The following is a 15,954-nucleotide window of genomic DNA, read 5'->3' on the forward strand; positions in this document are numbered from 1 at the left end:
ATTTTTTGAACACACGCCGGCGGCGGAGAGCCGACGCCGACACACGCCGGCGGCGAGAAGCCGCCGGCGCGGGACGGTCAGCGGGTGGCGGTCGCGGTGACTGTCGCGTCCGGGTCGTCGACCAGGGCCCGCACGTCCCACATCCAGACCCCGGCGGTCCAGGTGGGGCGGAAACCGATCAGGTCGGAGAAGGCCCGCAGCATCTCGATGTCGCGGGTCTGCGGCGTCAGTACGACCACGCCGGCCTTCCAGAACCGCAGGTCGGCCAGGGTCATCTCGCGCCGGGTGTCGGTGATCTCCGGGATCGGGTTGCCCTGGCGGATCGAGGACATCAGGCCGCTGGTGGGCCGCCACGGGGGCGAGAAGATCGCGGTGCGGTCGTCCGGGTTGCGCGGGTCCTGGTTCGGCAGCAGGGCGTAGGCGCCGGCGATCCGCATGTCCTGGCCGGTGTAAGCGGTCCAGCGCAGCGGGTCGGGGTAGCTGGAGTCGGGCAGCGGCAGGGCGACGAGGGTGTGCTCCTCGTCGACGTACTGCTTCCAGGCGCCGGACGTGACGAACTCGGGGACCGGGTCCATCAGCGTGGTCTGCAGCGGGGTCGGGGCGAGCGGCACGAGGGCCATCGCCACCGCCGTGATCATCGCCACCCGGACCGGGCCGCGCGACTGCGGCTGGGTACGGATCATGTCGGCCGCGCGCTGGCAGCCGAGGGCGAGCACGATGCCGACCATCGGCGCGATCGCCATGGCCCAGCGGGTCGGCACGGCCGAGTCGAGCACCGGGATGCTGTGCATGATCGACCAGATGCCGGGGATGCCGGTGTTCACGCCGTTCACGTAGATGCGCGGGCCGAGCGACATCGCCGCGAAGAAGACCGCGATCGCGCCGACCGTGAGCACCGCCACAGACCTGCGCATCCACAGCACCAGGCCGAGGAAGAGGATGATCAGGCCCCAGCCGAAGAAGGCGTTCTCCTCGGCCGGGTTCTGCGTGAGGCCGGCCGCGACCGTCTCGTTGCCGGCCACCGACCGGCTCGCGTACGCCGGGAACGAGGCCAGGTCGGCGCCGAAGTTCCGGACGAACGTGGCGAGGCCCTGGTAGCTCTGCGGCCCGAAGAACTGCACGCTCAGCGGGTAGGCCAGCACGGCCAGGGTCGCCGCCGCGGTCACGCCGAGGCCCCGGATGAAGGTGAGCACCTCGCCGCGGTGCGCCTTACGCCGGACGATCGCCATGACGACGCAGAAGATGCCGACGCCGACCGCGGTCATGAACAGGATCTCGAGGTTGATGAACGCCTGCCAGATCAGCAGCCCGGCGAGGATCAGCCCGTTGCGCATGGACCGGCGCGGGACGCGGAGCTCCAGCGTCCGCCAGATGATCAGCGGGACGAGGAACTGCGAGACGATGTTCGGGTGGCCGCCGGCGTGCGACACCATGCTCGGCGCGAAGGTGCAGAAGAGCGCGCCGACCCAGGCCGCCAGGCGGGACGTGACGAACCTGCGCGAGAGCACCAGATACCACGAAGTGCCGGTTAATGCCAATGCGCCGGTGAGAAATACGTTGAAGGCCACATGCGGACCGAACAGAAGAGTGATCGGCGTCAGTGGCAGGGAAACGGCCAGCACTGACGTGTTGGCCATCATGTTCACCCCGTCGGGGTAATTCAGCCGGTCCGAGAAGAACGGATATACGCCATCCGTGAGCACCCGGGCACCGTGCGCCAGCATCCACTCGAAGAATGCCTGATCCTGTGGATCATCGCGCAACTCATGATCAAGATTGAGCCACAACGGCGCGGTGACGAAGAGGGCGACGGCCAGGAAAGTGCCGATCGCCAGCACGTCGTGCCACGTGAGCGCACGCCACGGGAGGCGGCGTCGAGCAGGGCGTATCTCCTGCTCTTCAGTGGTTTCCACAGCCGGCGCGACAGCGGCCGGCGCACTCACCTGCACGTCGCCCTCGAGGGCGATCAGTTCCGCGTCCAGGTCGTCGTCGGCGGTCGCTTGGCGCGGCGGAAGAACGTTCTCGCCGGTCGACTGGCCTGTCGAGTCAAAACCCGTAATCGTCATAGCATCGGCGAGCCTAACCGAGGTTCCGAAGAGTTCAGCGGCGAGCGCCCGATGCGTGATAGAGCCGATATGTACGCGTGTTTTCCGCGTGCTCTCCGTGTCCGGCTACACAGGAAGCTTTCAGCGCGTAACTCGAACGAGTACCGACCCGCCTATGTCTCAATCAGGCCAAAAAATCGGCGGCGCCCGGTGGTCAACTTTCGGATAGGCGCGTCAAGTGGTTAACTTCTCCGGTCCCGCTGTCAGCTCAGATCGGCAAGATGAGGGAACCTCACCTATGGCAGACATCACTGGAGACCAGCGGATCCAGTCCGAAGTGCTCGAAGGCCTCGCCACGGCCGTGAACCACCGCCGGTGGTTCGTCGAGCTCGCGCTCCCGTACCTCGGGGACAACCCGATCGAGATCGGTAGCGGCCTCGGTGACTACGCGATCGAATGGTCGGAGCACCTCCCGCGGTTCACCGCGACCGAGGCCGACCCGGATCGTCTCGTCCTGCTCAAGGAGCGGATGGCGGACTATCCGAACATCGACGTGAAGCAGATGCTCCTGCCGGCGCCGGAGGCGAACGGGGAGTACAGCGCGGCCGTGTCCTACAACGTCCTCGAGCACATCGAGGACCACGTCGGCGCGCTCACCAGCATGAAGGAACTGGTCCGCCCCGGCGGTCGAGTGATCATCATCGTGCCCGCGTTCATGTTCGCGATGAGTGACGTCGACTACGCGACCGGGCACATCCGGCGCTACACCAAGAAGACCCTCTCCGCCGCGTTCGTCGAGGCCGGCCTGGAGATCGAGAAGCTGCACTACGCGAACGCGCTGGGCCTCCTCGGGTACTACACGGCGACCAGCATCTTCAAGCTGGCGCCGAAGGAGGGCCCGATGGTCAAGATCTACGACTCGCTGGTGCTGCCGGTGACGAAGGCCGCCGAGAAGATCGTCCGGCCGCCGTTCGGCCAGTCCGTCTTCTGCGTGGCGAAGGTGCCCGCCGCCTGATCTCGTACACGGAAAAGGCCGCCGGCGAACCGGCGGCCTTTTCATGTCGGATCCGAACCGAGCACCTCAGCCCCGAACCTGGAACGTCGGGCGCAGGGTGGCCCGGGCCAGGGTGTGGAACGCGAGGTTGAAGCCGACATAGGCCGGCGAGGCGTCCGGCGTCACCTCGAGGCGGTCCACGTCGATCGCGTGCACCGCGAAGACGTAGCGGTGCGGGCGGTCGCCGGGCGGCGGCGCGGCACCGCCGTAGTTCTGCTCGCCGTAGTCGTTGCGGACGCAGAACGCACCATCGGGGAGCGGGTCGACACCGCGGTCGAGTGACGTGACCGACACCGGCAGGTTCACCAGCACCCAGTGCCAGAAACCGCTGCCCGTGGGGGCGTCCGGGTCGAAGCAGGTCACCACGAATCCGCGCGTCTCGTCCGGGAAGCCGGACCAGGTCAACTGCGGCGAGAGGTTCTTCCCGCCCACGCTGGTGTGCGCGAACAGCTCGTCGAGCGGCTGCCCGTCCGTCACGTCCGTGCTGGTCACCGTGAAGGACGGGACCGGCGGCAAGAGATCGTAAGGGTCGGGAGCCAGGGCACGGTCAAGACTCATGAAGGCCTCCGGCGGCGTGGTGATGAACTGATCAGGTTTTCCCACGATGGGCCGAGATTAACCGTCCGAGGTCACGAGCGCCTTTCGTCCGCATTGCGGCGAGCCGTCACTCGTCCGGGTAAACGCACAGGTGGTGCGCATACCTGTGAGCATGCTGGGCGACTCTGGTGTCAGACATCCGACCGGGTGTGTGCGGCAGAGATCCCCGCGCCCGGTTGCGATAGAGCGAGTGGGCACCCGCCTTCCGGCGGGTGCCTACTGCTTTCCGTCTCAGTTGACGCGAGCCACTCGCAGACCTCGGTAGACCTTGCGGTAGACGACCCCCGTCCGGCTGTTCCCGGCGTCGATCATCATGCCGCGGCCCATGTAGATGCCCACGTGCCCGGGACCGACCACCAGGTCGCCGGGACGGGCCTGGGACCGGGAGACGGTACGCGCGCGCCGCGCCTGCCCGCCCGAGGAGTGCGGCAGGCTCATCCCCACCCTCGCGTAGGCCCGCTTCGTGAAGCCGGAGCAGTCGAACCCGTGCGGGCCCTCACCGCCGCGCACGTAGCGCTTGCCCACCTGGGAGCGGGCGAAGGCGATCACGGCGCTCATGTTCCGGCCCGCGCCGGCGCCGGCCGACCGCAGACGCCGGACCGTGGTGCTCCGCGTCGTCTTGCGCACCGAGAGGGCGCCGCGCTTCGCGACCGTCACGCGCTTCTGCTGCACGGCGATCCGATTCCGGGAGACCGCCGCCTTCCGGGCGACCCCGCCGGCCGCACGGGACGCGATCACGCGTGCCGCGCGTCCGGGCTGCGCCGCCACGCGTGCCGCGCGACCCGGCTGGACCGCCACCGGGCGCCGGAGCGCCGGCGAGGCGACGGGACGGACGTTGGGCCGCAGCACCGCCGGCCGGCGCACCATCGAACGGGAGGCCCTCTGCTGGGCCGCCATACGCGCTTGGAGCAGCCCGGTGTTGAAGTCGGGGAGTTCGAGGCCGGGGGCCTCCGGTGTGGCCGGCAGGGGCGCGGCGGGCATTGCTTCCGCGGCGTGCTCGGCGGGCTCTAGGGCCGGCGCGATGACGGCGAGCGCTAGCGCGCCCACGGTCAGCACCCGGCGGGTGGACGAACCGTGCAGTGTTGCCTCCGAAATAGGCCCGGGGCACTCACGCGAATCCCATGCAGCGCGGCGGATACTGCTTGCCGCGCCATTGCCTCCGTCGAAGGTGGGCAATGGGAACCCGGACAACCATGCGTATTCCGTGGACCATGCCAACACAACATCGAATGATTCGGGGCAGGATTCAGCTAATTGATCCCCCCGATCTCGAAAAGATAAACTCGCTACGGTCACCCGGCCGGTGGGAGGGTGATGCGTACGCCCGGTGTGGACAGCGCCCCGTGCACCGAGACCTCGACCAGCTCCACGTCGGTCGGCACGTCGAACGGCAGGACCCCGTCCACCGTGCCACCCGGCGGGATCTCGTTGAGCAATGTCGGGTTGCGATCGTTCAGAAACACCGCGGCCTGATCAGCGGCGGCGTAGGCTACGCCGTTGGTGTCGTAGACCCGCTGCGAACCGCTGTCGAAGAGCTCCGGCTCGGAGCCGGTGTTCTTCACCGAAACGTCGAGCAGGCAGAAATGGCCGCTCGCCCGTTGTTGCAGCCCGTCCGGCCCGACCGAGTCGAGGCCGCATCGGACACCCTTCACGACGAATTCGAAGTGGCCGGCCGTCGCCACACCCGGCGCGTTCGAGGCGACCACAGCGGGCCGGCTCTCGGCCGTCACCACGGCCCAGACGCCGAAGGAGATCAGCGCGACGACCGCGACGATCCCTCCGGCGATCCAGAGCCTGGTCCGCAGCGCCGCCGTCCCGGGGTCCAGCCCGTCGTAGTCCTCCACGACGGCGGGCGGCGCGGAACGGTGCGGTGCGTACGTCACGGAGTCCCCCAGCGGTCGGTTGCAGACGCGACCAACGGACGCGCTGTCCGTCCATGCTGGGTTCGGCACGTCCGATCACCGTGGCGACTCGCCGCATATCCGACTTTATCCGGCATATGCCTCCAGGATTGTTCCCTCTAAAGAGTGAGAACGATCTTCCCGAGGTGCTCGCTGGACTCCATGAGCCGCTGCGCCTCGGCCGCCTCCGCCATCGGGAACGTGCTGTGGATGATCGGCTTGATGAGCCCGGCGGCGACGAGCGGCCACACCTGGTCGCGCACGCCGGCGACAATCCGGGCCTTGTCGTCGACCGGGCGGGCCCGCAGCGACGTCGACGACACCCGGCCGCGCTTCGCCATGAGCGCACCCAGGTCGAGCTCGGCCTTCGCGCCGCCCTGCATGCCGATCACGGTGATCCGGCCGTTCGGGGCCAGCGCCTCGATGTTGCGGGACAGGTATTTCGCCCCGACGATGTCGAGGATCACATCGGCGCCCCGCCCGCCCGTGAAGTCCAGCACCGACCGTACGAAATCCTCGGTCTTGTAATCCACCGCGAGCGACGCACCCAGCGCAAGCAACCGCTCGTGCTTCTCCGCCCGGGCGGTGACCAGGACCGTCGCGCCCAGCGCCACCCCCAGCTGGATCGCGAACGTGCCGATGCCGCTCCCGCCACCGTGCACGAGCAGCGTCTCGTCGGTCTTCAGCCGGTCGCGGTCGACCACGTTGGACCACACCGTGCACGCCACCTCGGGCAGCGTCGCCGCCTCCACGAGCGACAACCCGGCCGGAATGCTCAGGATCTGCCCGGCCGGCACGGCGACCTTCTCCGCATAGCCCCCGCCGGCGAGCAGCGCACACACCCGCTCCCCGACGTGATGACCGGTCACCCCCTCCCCGATCGCGCTGATCACCCCGGAGCACTCCAGCCCCGGATGGTCGGGCGCGCCGGGCGGCGGAGGATAGAACCCCTGCCGCTGAAGCACATCAGCCCGGTTCACCGCCGAAGCCGTCACATCGACGACGACCTCGCCCGTCTTCGGCTCCGGGTCGGGCACATCCGCCCAGACCAGCCGCTTGTCCTCGATCACGATGGCGTGCATGAGGCCGACTCTGCCCCACCGGTACGACACGAAACGCGGGCGGGTGGCAAACTGGAGCGGCACCGCCTGGAGGACTCGCCTAGTGGCCGATGGCGCCGGTCTTGAAAACCGGTATGGGGAAACTCATCGTGGGTTCGAATCCCACGTCCTCCGCTCTCAACCAGCCGCCTTGAGCTGCTGAAACGCAAGACCAGCATGAGTACGAGGCGATGGCCGTCCCGCCGACCATGGCCGCCCCGGGGCCACGACGCGGGCCGGGACGCCCGGTCCCGGCCGTTGCGCGGGTTTCGCTACCGGTGCATGGGCACGCCCGCGACCATCCCGCCGCGGCCCGGCCCCGGCGGCGCGGCTCACGCCGGGCGGCCGGTCGAGCTCCAGACCAACCACCAGTGGTGGGCAAGGCCACAGCCCCGGCTCGGGGTTCGCCATCCCAACCGCGCCCACCACCGGCGTGTCGACTTCGGGTGCGATCCGCGCCCCAACTCCCCACACAGCGCCACCAACCCGGCAGCGTGTCGAGTTCGGGTGCGATCCGCGCCCCAACTTCCCACACGGCGCCGCTAACCCAGCAGCGTGTTGAGTTCGGGTGCGGATCGCGCCTCAACTCCCCACATGAGGAGGGCGGCTCAGTCGCCGGGTGGGTTGAGGACCATCTGGGGGCCGGCGCCCCGCCCGGCCAGGCGGTCGCTCGGGTTGACGAGCTTGCATCGTTGCAGGGAGAGGCAGCCGCAGCCGATGCAGCCGGTGAGCTGGTCGCGGAGCCGTTCCAGGACGGCGATCCGCTCCTCGAGCCGATGCCGCCAGCGCGCCGAGAGGCGGGACCAGTCGCCCTTCGTCGGCGTGCGGTTCTCGGGGAGGGATGCCAGCGCCTCGCGGATCTCGTCGAGCGACACCCCGACCTGCTGAGCGATCTTGATGAAGGCCACGCGGCGCAGCTCGGCGCGGTCGTATCTTCGCTGGTTGCCGCCGGTGCGACTGGCGTGGATCAGGCCCTCCCGCTCGTAGAAGCGCAGCGCGGACGGCGCCACTCCGCTGCGGGCAGCCAGTTCGCCGATCGTCAGCGACTCCATCGAAATCCCCCCGGGAAACAAGCTTGAGCTGAAGTGAACTTCAACTTGCAGCCTAGACACATGACCGCTCTCAGCGCACCCACCAATCCGTTGCACACGCTTCTGAGCCGGATCACCGGTGACGCGAAGCACGCCCCGAGCGCGCACTCCACACTGGACGTGCTCTGGGTGCTCTACGACCGGGTCCTCAACGTCACGCCCGCCACGGCGGAGGAACCCGACCGCGACCGCTTCCTGCTGTCGAAGGGCCACGGACCGGCCGCCTACTACGCCGTCCTGGCCGCCAAGGGCTTCATCCCCGAGGAGTGGCTCGACGATCTCGGCGGCTGGGAGAGCCCGCTCGGCCACCACCCGGACCGGGTGCTGATCCCGGGCGTCGAGGCCGGCACCGGCTCGCTCGGGCACGGGCTCGGCCTGGCCGTCGGGACCGCGCTCGGCCTGCGCGCCCAGGGTTTCACCGGTACGCGCACGTTCGTGCTGGTCGGCGACGCGGAACTGGATGAGGGGTCGAACCACGAGGCGATCGCGTACGCCGCGGCGGTCCGGCTGCCGCTCACCGCGATCGTCATCGACAACCGATCGTCGACGCACGGCTGGCCGGGCGGCATCGCGGCGCGGTTCCCCGGCTGGAGTGTCGACGTCGTCGACGGGCGGGACCACGACGCCATCGAGAAGGCCCTGAAGAACCCGGCGGAGACGCAACTCGTCGTCGCCACCGTCGAACCGAAGCGAGGCTGAGCATCATGCGCGAGACATTCGTCGCCACCACCACCGCCCTGCTCGAGGAGGACCCGCGTACCGCCCTCGTGATCGCCGACATCTCCGGGGACGCGTTCGCGCCGGCGCTGCGGAGACATCCCGATCGGGTCTTCAACGTCGGCATCCGCGAGCAGCTGATGGCCGGCGTCGGCGGCGGGCTGGCGCTCACCGGGATGCGGCCGTTCCTGCACTCCTACGCGCCGTTCCTGGTCGACCGCGCCTACGAGCAGATCAAGCTGGACCTCGGGCATCAGGAGGCGGGCGCGGTGCTGGTGAGCATCGGCGCCTCGTACGACGCCGCGGCCGAGGGATACACCCACCAGTCGCCGGGTGACGTCGCGCTGCTCGACACCCTGGAGGGCTGGACCGTGCACGTCCCGGGTCACCGGGACGAGGTCCCCGGCCTGCTCCGGGCGGCGGCGCGGCACGACGACCGGGTCTACGTGCGCCTCTCGGTGCAGGAGAACCGGGAGGCGCACGCCGACGGCAGCGTGCTCCGGACCGGTGGCCCCCTGGTGGTGGCGGTCGGCCCGATGCTGGATCCGGTGCTGAAGGCGGTCGAGGGCCTCGACGTGACGGTGCTCTACACGAACACGCCGCGCCCGATGGCGAAGGACGCCATCAATACGCTGATGAATCAGGAGATAGTGGTGGTGGAGCCCTACCTGGCCGGCACGTCGGCCCGGCTGATCAGCGAGATCCTCCAGAACCGCCCGCACCGCTCGTTGCACCTCGGGCCCGGCAGTGCGGAGGTCCGCCGCTACGGCACCTGGCGCGACCACGCCCGCGAGCACGGCCTCGACCCGGCGGGCCTACGCCGCTCGATAACCGAATTCCTGGCGTAGAGAGAGCGATCAGGCGAGGACCGGCGCGGCCAGCGGCCTGCGGGCGGCGGGAACGGCGACCGGCTCGGCACGCCGGCCGTGGAACGCCTGCCGGAGCAGCTCCTCGACCCGCCACACCGTCGCGGCGTCCCCGAGCCGCAGCCGGAAACTCTCCCGCACCCCGTCCACGGCGGTGAGGGCGAGCTCGATGCCCGATCGGGAGAGCTGCCAGCTCACGTTGCTGAGATGGCGCAGATTGGCGTTGAGGTGCAGGCGCTGCCGGTGCAGCGGCCGCATCTCCTGGATGACCACGAGGCGGCGCTGGGTCAGCATCAGGTAGGAGCCGCCGGAGAAGAGCAGGCCGGACTTGGCGCACCGGGCCACCAGCACGGCGGCGTCATCCTGGTCGACGCAACTACGGAAGATCGTCATGTGCCGGTTCGCGGCCGGGCTGGCCGATCCGGCGTCTGCGGCTTGGTGGAACGTCCTGGCGAACACGTCCATGTGATTCTTAACGCGGGATGAACGGATGAGGAGTCGGCCGACCTCACTGAATATCGAATTACAGCCGCCCGGCGAACGTGGCGCTGGTCATTCTGTGACGCGCTGACATAGTTGTGACATGCAATGGCGCGTCAAGCCGGTCCTGCCGGTCACGAAGCTGATGGGCGCGGTCGCCGCGCTGGTGCTGGCCGCCGCGTTCGCGCAGGGCGATCCGGTGCGCTGGGTTCTCGCGGGCCTGGTCACGGTGGGCCTCACCGGGTGGGCGCTGCGGGATCTTCTGGTGCCGGTCCGCCTCGCGGCGGACACCGAGGGGATCACGGTGGTCACCGGCATCGCCCGCCGCCGGCATCTGCCATGGTCGGCCATCGAGAGGGTACGGGTGGAGCACAGCACCCGCCGGGGCCTCAAGAGCGAGCTGCTCGAGATCGACGCGGGTGACGCCCTGTATCTGTACAGCGCGAACGACCTCGGCGCGCTGCCGGAGGACGTCGTCACCCGGCTCGCCGACCTGCGCACCTAGAACCTAGGCCAGCAGGCTCATCGTCCGCGCCACGGCGGCCACCACCAGCGCGACCAGGATGAGCGAGCAGCCGGCCACCTGTTTCACCGCGCGGTTCGGCTGGCTCGCGTAGACCAGGGCGGCACACGCCACCGCGCCGGCCACCAAACCGCCGACGTGCCCGGCGATCGAGATGCCCGGGATGGTGAACGTGAAGATCAGGTTGATCACCAGGAGCGGGATCAGCTGACTGGAGTCGCGCCGGGTGCGCCGGTTCAGCACGATGGCCGCGATGACCAGGCCGAACGTCGCCGTCGAGGCGCCCGCCGAGGGCTGGTTCGGCGCCTGGAAGAGGTAGGCCGCCACGTTGCCGCCGAACCCGGCGAGCAGGTAGAGCGCGACGAAGCGCAGCGGGCCGAGCTGGGCCTCGAGATAGCGGCCGAGCTGGAGCACCAGCATCATGTTGAGCAGCAGGTGCAGCACGCCGTAGTGCAGGAACATGCCGGTGACCAGCCGGTACCACTCGCCGTTGGCGATGCCGTGCAGCTCGCCGTCCGGGTAGTAGGCGAGGCCGAGCACCTCGCCGAAGTCGGTCACCGAGGTGCCGGAGCCGAGCAGGCCGCCGAAGCCGCCCCCGCCGCCGGCGATAGCCCGCGGGCCGCCGACGATCACGGACGCCACCATGACCAGCACGTTGATCGCGATGATCGTGATGGTGGCGTAGCCGAGCTGGCCGGCACGGCTCCCGCCGAAGGCGGTGCGTGCCGGCCGCTGACCACGGCGTCCCTCTTTGACGCAGTCCGGGCACTGGTGGCCGACGGACGCGTCGTTCATGCAACTGGTGCAGATCGGACGCTCGCACCGGCTGCACTTGATCAGTGTTTCCCGCGACGGATGGCGGTAGCACATCGGAATCGTCGAGGGAGCCTCACTCATGGCACCAAAGGTACCTTGAGCTGTCAGGAACGCTCGATCTCCACGCGCTCGACCACGACGTCCTCGCGCGGCCGGTCGCCCGGGCCGGTGGGGGTGTTCGCGATCGAGTCGACGACCTTGGCGGACTGCTCGTCGGCGACCTGACCGAAGATCGTGTGCCGGCGGTTCAGGTGCGGGGTCGGCGCCACCGTGATGAAGAACTGCGAGCCGTTCGTGCCCGGGCCGGCGTTCGCCATGGCGAGCAGGTACGGGCGGTCGAAGGAGAGCTCCGGGTGGAACTCGTCACCGAACTGGAAGCCGGGACCGCCCCGGCCGGTGCCGGTCGGGTCGCCCAGCTGGATCATGAAACCGGCGATGACCCGGTGCGAGATGGTGCCGTCGTAGTACGGGCCGCTGCCGGTCTGACCGGTCCGCGGGTCCTTGTACTCCTTGGTGCCCTCGGCCAGCTCCACGAAGTTGCGGACGGTCGCCGGGGCGTGATCCGGGAAGAGCTGGAGCCGGATCGCACCGTGATTGGTGTGCAGGGTGGCGTAAATGTTCTCGGCCACGGGTACTCCCGTCTGCGGTGATGGGACTGTTCTCGTGCAATTCGGATCCTCCCCCATGTCGGGGATCCGGCCGCGCGGGGGTACCCGAGAAGGCAACATTGCCTCAACGAAGTGCACAGGGTTACCTGGGAGAAGACCACAGGAGGTGGGCACTGGTGTTCGCAACATTGCGTCGCAACCGCCGGAAGGCAAAGATGCGCAACGAGCTCGGCCAGAGCGTGGATCACTTCAAGCGCGCCGCGTCGATCGCCGCACACGAGACGAGCGCCACCGTCTCGCCCAAGTTCAACGCGGCACGTGACCGGGTCCAGCCGGCGGCCGTCAAGGCCAAGGAGACCGCCACGGACAGCTGGGACAGCGCCCTGGCCGCGCTGACCCCGCTGGTCACGGCGGCCACCGACAACGTCCGGCAGGCCGGCAAGACCACCAAGAAGCAGTCCAAGAAGCAGATCAAGGCCCAGCAGAAGCAGGCCGAGAAGCTGCGGAAGAAGGCCGAGAAGGCGACCGGGCGCAAGTCCGGCCGCAAGGGCAAGCTGGCCGGGTACGCGCTGCTCGGCACCGCTGTCGGCCTCGGCGCCGCCTACGTGGCACGCCGTCGCCGCGAGTCGCAGTGGGACGAGTACGAGCCGGCGCCCGCCACGTCGCGCCCGGCCGGCGCGGACGACGCGGCCTTCGAGCCGGTGGAGCCGGTCGTCTACACCACGGCGAACGGCACGGTCACCGACTCGACCAAGCAGGACCCCCGGTAACGCCGTCAGGCTCGGCCGGCCCGGACAGGATCCAGGGCCGGCCCGGCCGGCAGGTACGCCAGCAGCCGCTCCGGCACCCGGAGGGGTGAGACTCCGGCATACCCGAGACGGCCGAGCAGATCGGGGCTCGCCAGCTCGAACCGCACCCCGGCGTCGGTGACCAGGTGCACGTCGTCGCCGCCGGTCGTGACGACGGCGCCGTGCCCACGGGCCACGGCTATCGGTGAACCCGACGGGAACGGCGCGTCCGCCCGTACGATCGCTCGATCCTCGTCGCCCGCAAGGGTGACGCACGCACTCGCCGGCGCCGCGCTCAGCTGGGGAATCGCGGCCGGAAGGCCGGGCTTGACCTTCACCGGACCGGGCGGGATCGCCTCCAGCCACGCGGACGGGACCGGCCACGGCTCATACCAACCCAGGGTGCGCGCCTGACCGGAAGGGATCAGGAAACGGCGGCCCTCGGCGATCAGATGGGTACGCCCGGACCCGTCCCGGACCAGCAGAGCGCCCGCCGGGCCGCCCTTCGGCACCTCGCCGACCAGCAGCGTCGTCCTGCCCCCGGACGTGCACACCGACCACGGCCCGGTCAGCAGTTCGGACGCGGCCGGCAGCGAATCCGGCGCTCCCGGGATGCCGAGCGGCTCCCCGAGCGGAACCGCGGCCAGCCGCTCCGGGCGGACCGTCTTCACGGCCGGCCGCTCGGCCTGCGCCAGCAGCAGCCCGGACGTGTAGTTGAGCACCGGGTGCAGCCGGCCGTCGGCGGGCAGATAGACGTAGCGCGCGCCGCTCACCCGGTCGAGCAGGATCGCCCCCGGATCCGTCGGCGAGGTCCGGCTGTGCCCGGTGACCAGGCCGTACGCGCCCGCCAGGGCCAGCGCCACGGCGGCCACGATCAGGCCCGCGAGGGCGGTCACCCCGGCGCGGCGCAGCGGCGGACGCGGTGGATCCGGGTCGTGCGCGATCACCGCGGCGACGACACGCTGCACCGCGAACCGGTACGAATGCAGCTCCGACACCCACCGATCCTATCGGCGGAGATGGATCTCTAGAGCCAGCCGTTGCGGCGGAACGCCCGGTACAGCAGGACCGTGATGACCGAGAGGATCAGCACCAGGCCGGGATAGCCGTACTTCCAGCCCAGCTCCGGCATGTATTCGAAGTTCATGCCGTAGATGCCGGCGAACGCGGTCCAGACCGTCGCGATACCGGCCCAGGCGGCGATCTTCCGCATGTCGTTGTTCTGGTCGACGGTCACCTGGGCGAGGCGCGCCTGCAGGATCGAGTTGAGCAGGTCGTCGTAGGAGGACACCTGCTCGACGGTCCGGGTGAGGTGGTCCTGGACGTCCCGGAAGTACCGCCGGATCTCCTTGGGTACCACGCCGTGGCTGGAAGTGATCGCGGCGAGCGGGCGCTGCAGCGGCACCACCGCGCGGCGGAACTCCACGAGCTCGCGCTTCAGCTGGTAGATCTGCTGGATCGGGGCGGTCCGGTCCCGGGAGAAGACGCCCTCCTCGATGATGTCGAGGTCGGCCTCCACCTGGTCGGCGACCTCGAGGTAGTGGTCGACCACCCGGTCGGTCACCGCGTACGCCACCGCCCAGGGCCCCTGCTCCAGCAGCGCGGCCCGCTGGGTCTCCAGGTCGGCCCGGACCGGCGCCATCTCGGACGCGTCACCGTGCCGGACCGTGATGACGAACCGTTCCCCTATGAAGATCATCATCTGGCCGGTCTCGACCACCTGGGAGCTCTCGGTGAGCTCCTGGTGCGGCACGTACCGGGCGGTGCGCAGCACCAGGAAGTGGACCGCGCCGAACTGCTCCAGCTTGGGCCGCTGCTCGGCCTTGACGGCGTCCTCCACGGCCAGCTCGTGCAGCCCGTACGTCCGGGCGATCGCGGCCATCTCGTGCTCGGACGGCTCGTGCAGGCCCAGCCAGACGAACCCGTCCTTGCGGGACGCCTCGATCAGCGCCTGGTCCGGGGTGAACTCACCGGCGAGGCGCTCGCCGGTCACGTAGACGCCGCAGTCGACCACCGAGGTGTGGTGCCCGTCCCGGCCGGCGTGGTCCGGGTGGTCGCCGTTCGCGGCGAACGGGTTGATCGCCCGCATCCGGTCGGCCCAGAGCTTCCCGAGAGGACGGCCCTTGGTCCAAGCGCCGTGTTCCCGCTCAGCCATGTCGAAACCTCCCCCGGATCACCCGACAAACCGTTCGAGGCTACCCGTTCGGCCCCGCGCCGGACCGGGTTCTCCCGGACCGGCGCGGCGTGACATCAGCCTCGGACCTCTTCGATCGCCTCGGCGATCCGGCGCACGCCCTCGTCGATCTGGTCGACGGTGACCGCGGAGTAGGCCAGGCGCAGCGAGCTCTTGCCGCCCTCGAGCAGGAAGTCGCTGCCCTTCACGACCGCGACGCCCTTCTTCATGGCCGCCGGGAACAGCTTGTCCACGTCCACGTCCTCGGGGAGGTCGACCCAGAGGAAGTACCCGCCGTCCGGCTCGGTGAACGTCGCGCCGGGGATGTGCTTGCGGATCGACTCGGCCAGCACCCGGGCCCGCTCGCCCAGCGCCGCGCTGACGGTCCGCACCGACTTCTCGATGTCGCCGGAGACGCAGAACTGGTGCACGATCGCCTCGGAGACCATGCCCGGGGAGATGTAGAGGTTGGTGGCCTTCTTCGCGATCGCGTCGATCAGCGCGGCCGGGCCGACCAGGTAACCCACCCGGACGCCCGGGCAGACCGTCTTGGTGAAGCTGGAGGCGTGCACCACGGTGTTGTCGCCGTCCAGGGACAGCATCGAGGGCAGCGGCTCGCCGCGGAACCGGATGTCCACGTACGGGTCGTCCTCGAAGATGATGAACTCGTACTGGGCGGCCAGGGCGAGCAGCGCCTGCCGCTTCTCCAGCGACAGCGTGAGGCCGGCCGGGTTCTGGTAGTTCGGGATGATGTGCGCGAGCTTCGGGCGCACCCCGGACTCGAGCAGACCGCGCAGCTCGTCGATGTCGATGCCGTCCTCGCGCAGCGTCACCTGGTGCACCTTGGCGCCGAGGTTCTGCAGGTTGAGCAGCGTCCGGTCGTAGGTCGGCTTCTCCACGACCACGTCGTCGCCGGGCTGGACCAGGTGGCCGAAGAGGAACGCGTCGGCCTGGAGCGAGCCGTTCGTCACGATGACCTGGTCGGGGGAGACGTTGTGCTTGTCGGCGATCCACTTCCGCAGCGGGAGGTAGCCGACGGAGGTGCCGTAGGCGGTCACGCCGGCCGGGTCGGCGTCGAAAGCACGGGCGGCGGCGGCCTTCAGGCCCTCCACGTCGACGATGTCCAGCGACGGAGCGCCACGGGCGAAGGAGATCAGCTGCTCAGCGGTCATGGTCCCCAGCTTAGAAGCTGGGT

At 69.6% G+C, this 15,954-nt stretch carries 17 protein-coding genes and 1 tRNA gene; 6 read left to right on the plus strand and 12 right to left on the minus strand.

The features are described 5' to 3' along the window. Positions 1 to 77 precede the first annotated feature (77 nt). Positions 78 to 2,066, minus strand: a complete 1,989-nt coding sequence (locus AB0G10_RS24170) for a hypothetical protein (RefSeq protein WP_360925748.1) — start codon at positions 2,064 to 2,066, stop codon at positions 78 to 80. Positions 2,067 to 2,343: 277 nt separating this feature from the next. On the opposite strand from AB0G10_RS24170, the gene AB0G10_RS24175 reads away from it, so the two are divergent. Continuing rightward, positions 2,344 to 3,060, plus strand: coding sequence for a class I SAM-dependent methyltransferase (locus AB0G10_RS24175; protein ID WP_360925750.1), 717 nt, complete (start codon positions 2,344 to 2,346; stop codon positions 3,058 to 3,060). 66 nt (positions 3,061 to 3,126) lie between these two features. Here the strand turns inward: AB0G10_RS24175 and AB0G10_RS24180 are convergent, their stop codons facing one another. The 4 genes from AB0G10_RS24180 to AB0G10_RS24195 all read right to left on the minus strand — a co-directional run bounded on the left by AB0G10_RS24180 (position 3,127) and on the right by AB0G10_RS24195 (position 6,679). After that, the gene (locus AB0G10_RS24180; protein ID WP_360925753.1) at positions 3,127 to 3,657 is read right to left on the minus strand and encodes a YbhB/YbcL family Raf kinase inhibitor-like protein; all 531 of its coding nucleotides are present in this window, start codon (positions 3,655 to 3,657) and stop codon (positions 3,127 to 3,129) included. A 270-nt stretch (positions 3,658 to 3,927) separates the two neighbouring features. Next, entirely contained in the window at positions 3,928 to 4,743 is an 816-nt protein-coding gene (locus AB0G10_RS24185) for an NlpC/P60 family protein (RefSeq protein WP_360925756.1), read from the minus strand. Between the two features lie 245 nt (positions 4,744 to 4,988). Then, on the minus strand, positions 4,989 to 5,579 hold the full coding sequence (locus AB0G10_RS24190; RefSeq protein WP_360925759.1) for a DUF4352 domain-containing protein: 591 nt from the start codon (positions 5,577 to 5,579) through the stop codon (positions 4,989 to 4,991). 137 nt (positions 5,580 to 5,716) lie between these two features. Next, complete coding sequence (locus AB0G10_RS24195; protein ID WP_360925762.1) at positions 5,717 to 6,679, minus strand: NAD(P)H-quinone oxidoreductase; 963 nt, start codon at positions 6,677 to 6,679, stop codon at positions 5,717 to 5,719. 68 nt (positions 6,680 to 6,747) lie between these two features. Between AB0G10_RS24195 and AB0G10_RS24200 the strand changes: the two genes are divergently transcribed. Beyond that, positions 6,748 to 6,832 (plus strand) — tRNA-Ser (locus AB0G10_RS24200). Positions 6,833 to 7,305: 473 nt separating this feature from the next. Here AB0G10_RS24200 and soxR read toward each other — a convergent pair. Continuing rightward, positions 7,306 to 7,749 (minus strand): redox-sensitive transcriptional activator SoxR, encoded by a 444-nt coding sequence (gene soxR / locus AB0G10_RS24205; protein WP_360925764.1) that lies wholly within the window; start codon positions 7,747 to 7,749, stop codon positions 7,306 to 7,308. A 60-nt stretch (positions 7,750 to 7,809) separates the two neighbouring features. Between soxR and AB0G10_RS24210 the strand changes: the two genes are divergently transcribed. Both AB0G10_RS24210 and AB0G10_RS24215 read left to right on the plus strand, forming a co-directional pair. Further along, on the plus strand, positions 7,810 to 8,487 hold the full coding sequence (locus AB0G10_RS24210) for a transketolase (RefSeq protein WP_360925767.1): 678 nt from the start codon (positions 7,810 to 7,812) through the stop codon (positions 8,485 to 8,487). A 5-nt stretch (positions 8,488 to 8,492) separates the two neighbouring features. Beyond that, complete coding sequence (locus AB0G10_RS24215; RefSeq protein ID WP_360925769.1) at positions 8,493 to 9,353, plus strand: transketolase; 861 nt, start codon at positions 8,493 to 8,495, stop codon at positions 9,351 to 9,353. A gap of 9 nt (positions 9,354 to 9,362) precedes the next feature. Here the strand turns inward: AB0G10_RS24215 and AB0G10_RS24220 are convergent, their stop codons facing one another. Next, complete coding sequence (locus tag AB0G10_RS24220) at positions 9,363 to 9,836, minus strand: hypothetical protein (RefSeq protein ID WP_360925772.1); 474 nt, start codon at positions 9,834 to 9,836, stop codon at positions 9,363 to 9,365. 118 nt (positions 9,837 to 9,954) lie between these two features. On the opposite strand from AB0G10_RS24220, the gene AB0G10_RS24225 reads away from it, so the two are divergent. Beyond that, entirely contained in the window at positions 9,955 to 10,356 is a 402-nt protein-coding gene (locus AB0G10_RS24225; RefSeq protein ID WP_360925775.1) for a PH domain-containing protein, read from the plus strand. Positions 10,357 to 10,359: 3 nt separating this feature from the next. On the opposite strand, the gene AB0G10_RS24230 is transcribed toward AB0G10_RS24225, so the two are convergent. Together AB0G10_RS24230 and AB0G10_RS24235 are read right to left on the minus strand one after the other, a co-directional pair. After that, a complete protein-coding gene (locus tag AB0G10_RS24230; protein ID WP_360925777.1) occupies positions 10,360 to 11,271 on the minus strand; it encodes a rhomboid family intramembrane serine protease in 912 nt (303 codons plus the stop codon). 23 nt (positions 11,272 to 11,294) lie between these two features. Further along, entirely contained in the window at positions 11,295 to 11,819 is a 525-nt protein-coding gene (locus AB0G10_RS24235) for a peptidylprolyl isomerase (protein ID WP_127544167.1), read from the minus strand. Positions 11,820 to 12,013: 194 nt separating this feature from the next. On the opposite strand from AB0G10_RS24235, the gene AB0G10_RS24240 reads away from it, so the two are divergent. Continuing rightward, entirely contained in the window at positions 12,014 to 12,568 is a 555-nt protein-coding gene (locus tag AB0G10_RS24240) for a hypothetical protein (RefSeq protein WP_360925780.1), read from the plus strand. Positions 12,569 to 12,573: 5 nt separating this feature from the next. On the opposite strand, the gene AB0G10_RS24245 is transcribed toward AB0G10_RS24240, so the two are convergent. The 3 genes from AB0G10_RS24245 to AB0G10_RS24255 form a co-directional block, all read right to left on the minus strand. After that, positions 12,574 to 13,584 carry a type VII secretion protein EccB gene (locus tag AB0G10_RS24245; RefSeq protein ID WP_360925782.1) on the minus strand — a complete coding sequence of 337 codons (1,011 nt, stop codon included), beginning with the start codon at positions 13,582 to 13,584 and terminating at the stop codon, positions 12,574 to 12,576. A gap of 29 nt (positions 13,585 to 13,613) precedes the next feature. Then, positions 13,614 to 14,741: a magnesium and cobalt transport protein CorA gene (locus tag AB0G10_RS24250; protein WP_360925784.1), complete on the minus strand. Its 1,128-nt coding sequence runs from the start codon at positions 14,739 to 14,741 to the stop codon at positions 13,614 to 13,616. 95 nt (positions 14,742 to 14,836) lie between these two features. Further along, complete coding sequence (locus AB0G10_RS24255) at positions 14,837 to 15,931, minus strand: PLP-dependent aminotransferase family protein (RefSeq protein ID WP_360925787.1); 1,095 nt, start codon at positions 15,929 to 15,931, stop codon at positions 14,837 to 14,839. Positions 15,932 to 15,954: the final 23 nt, after the last annotated feature.

The sequence above is a fragment of the Actinoplanes sp. NPDC023714 genome (assembly GCF_040639855.1).
Taxonomy (GTDB): Bacteria; Actinomycetota; Actinomycetes; order Mycobacteriales; family Micromonosporaceae; genus Actinoplanes.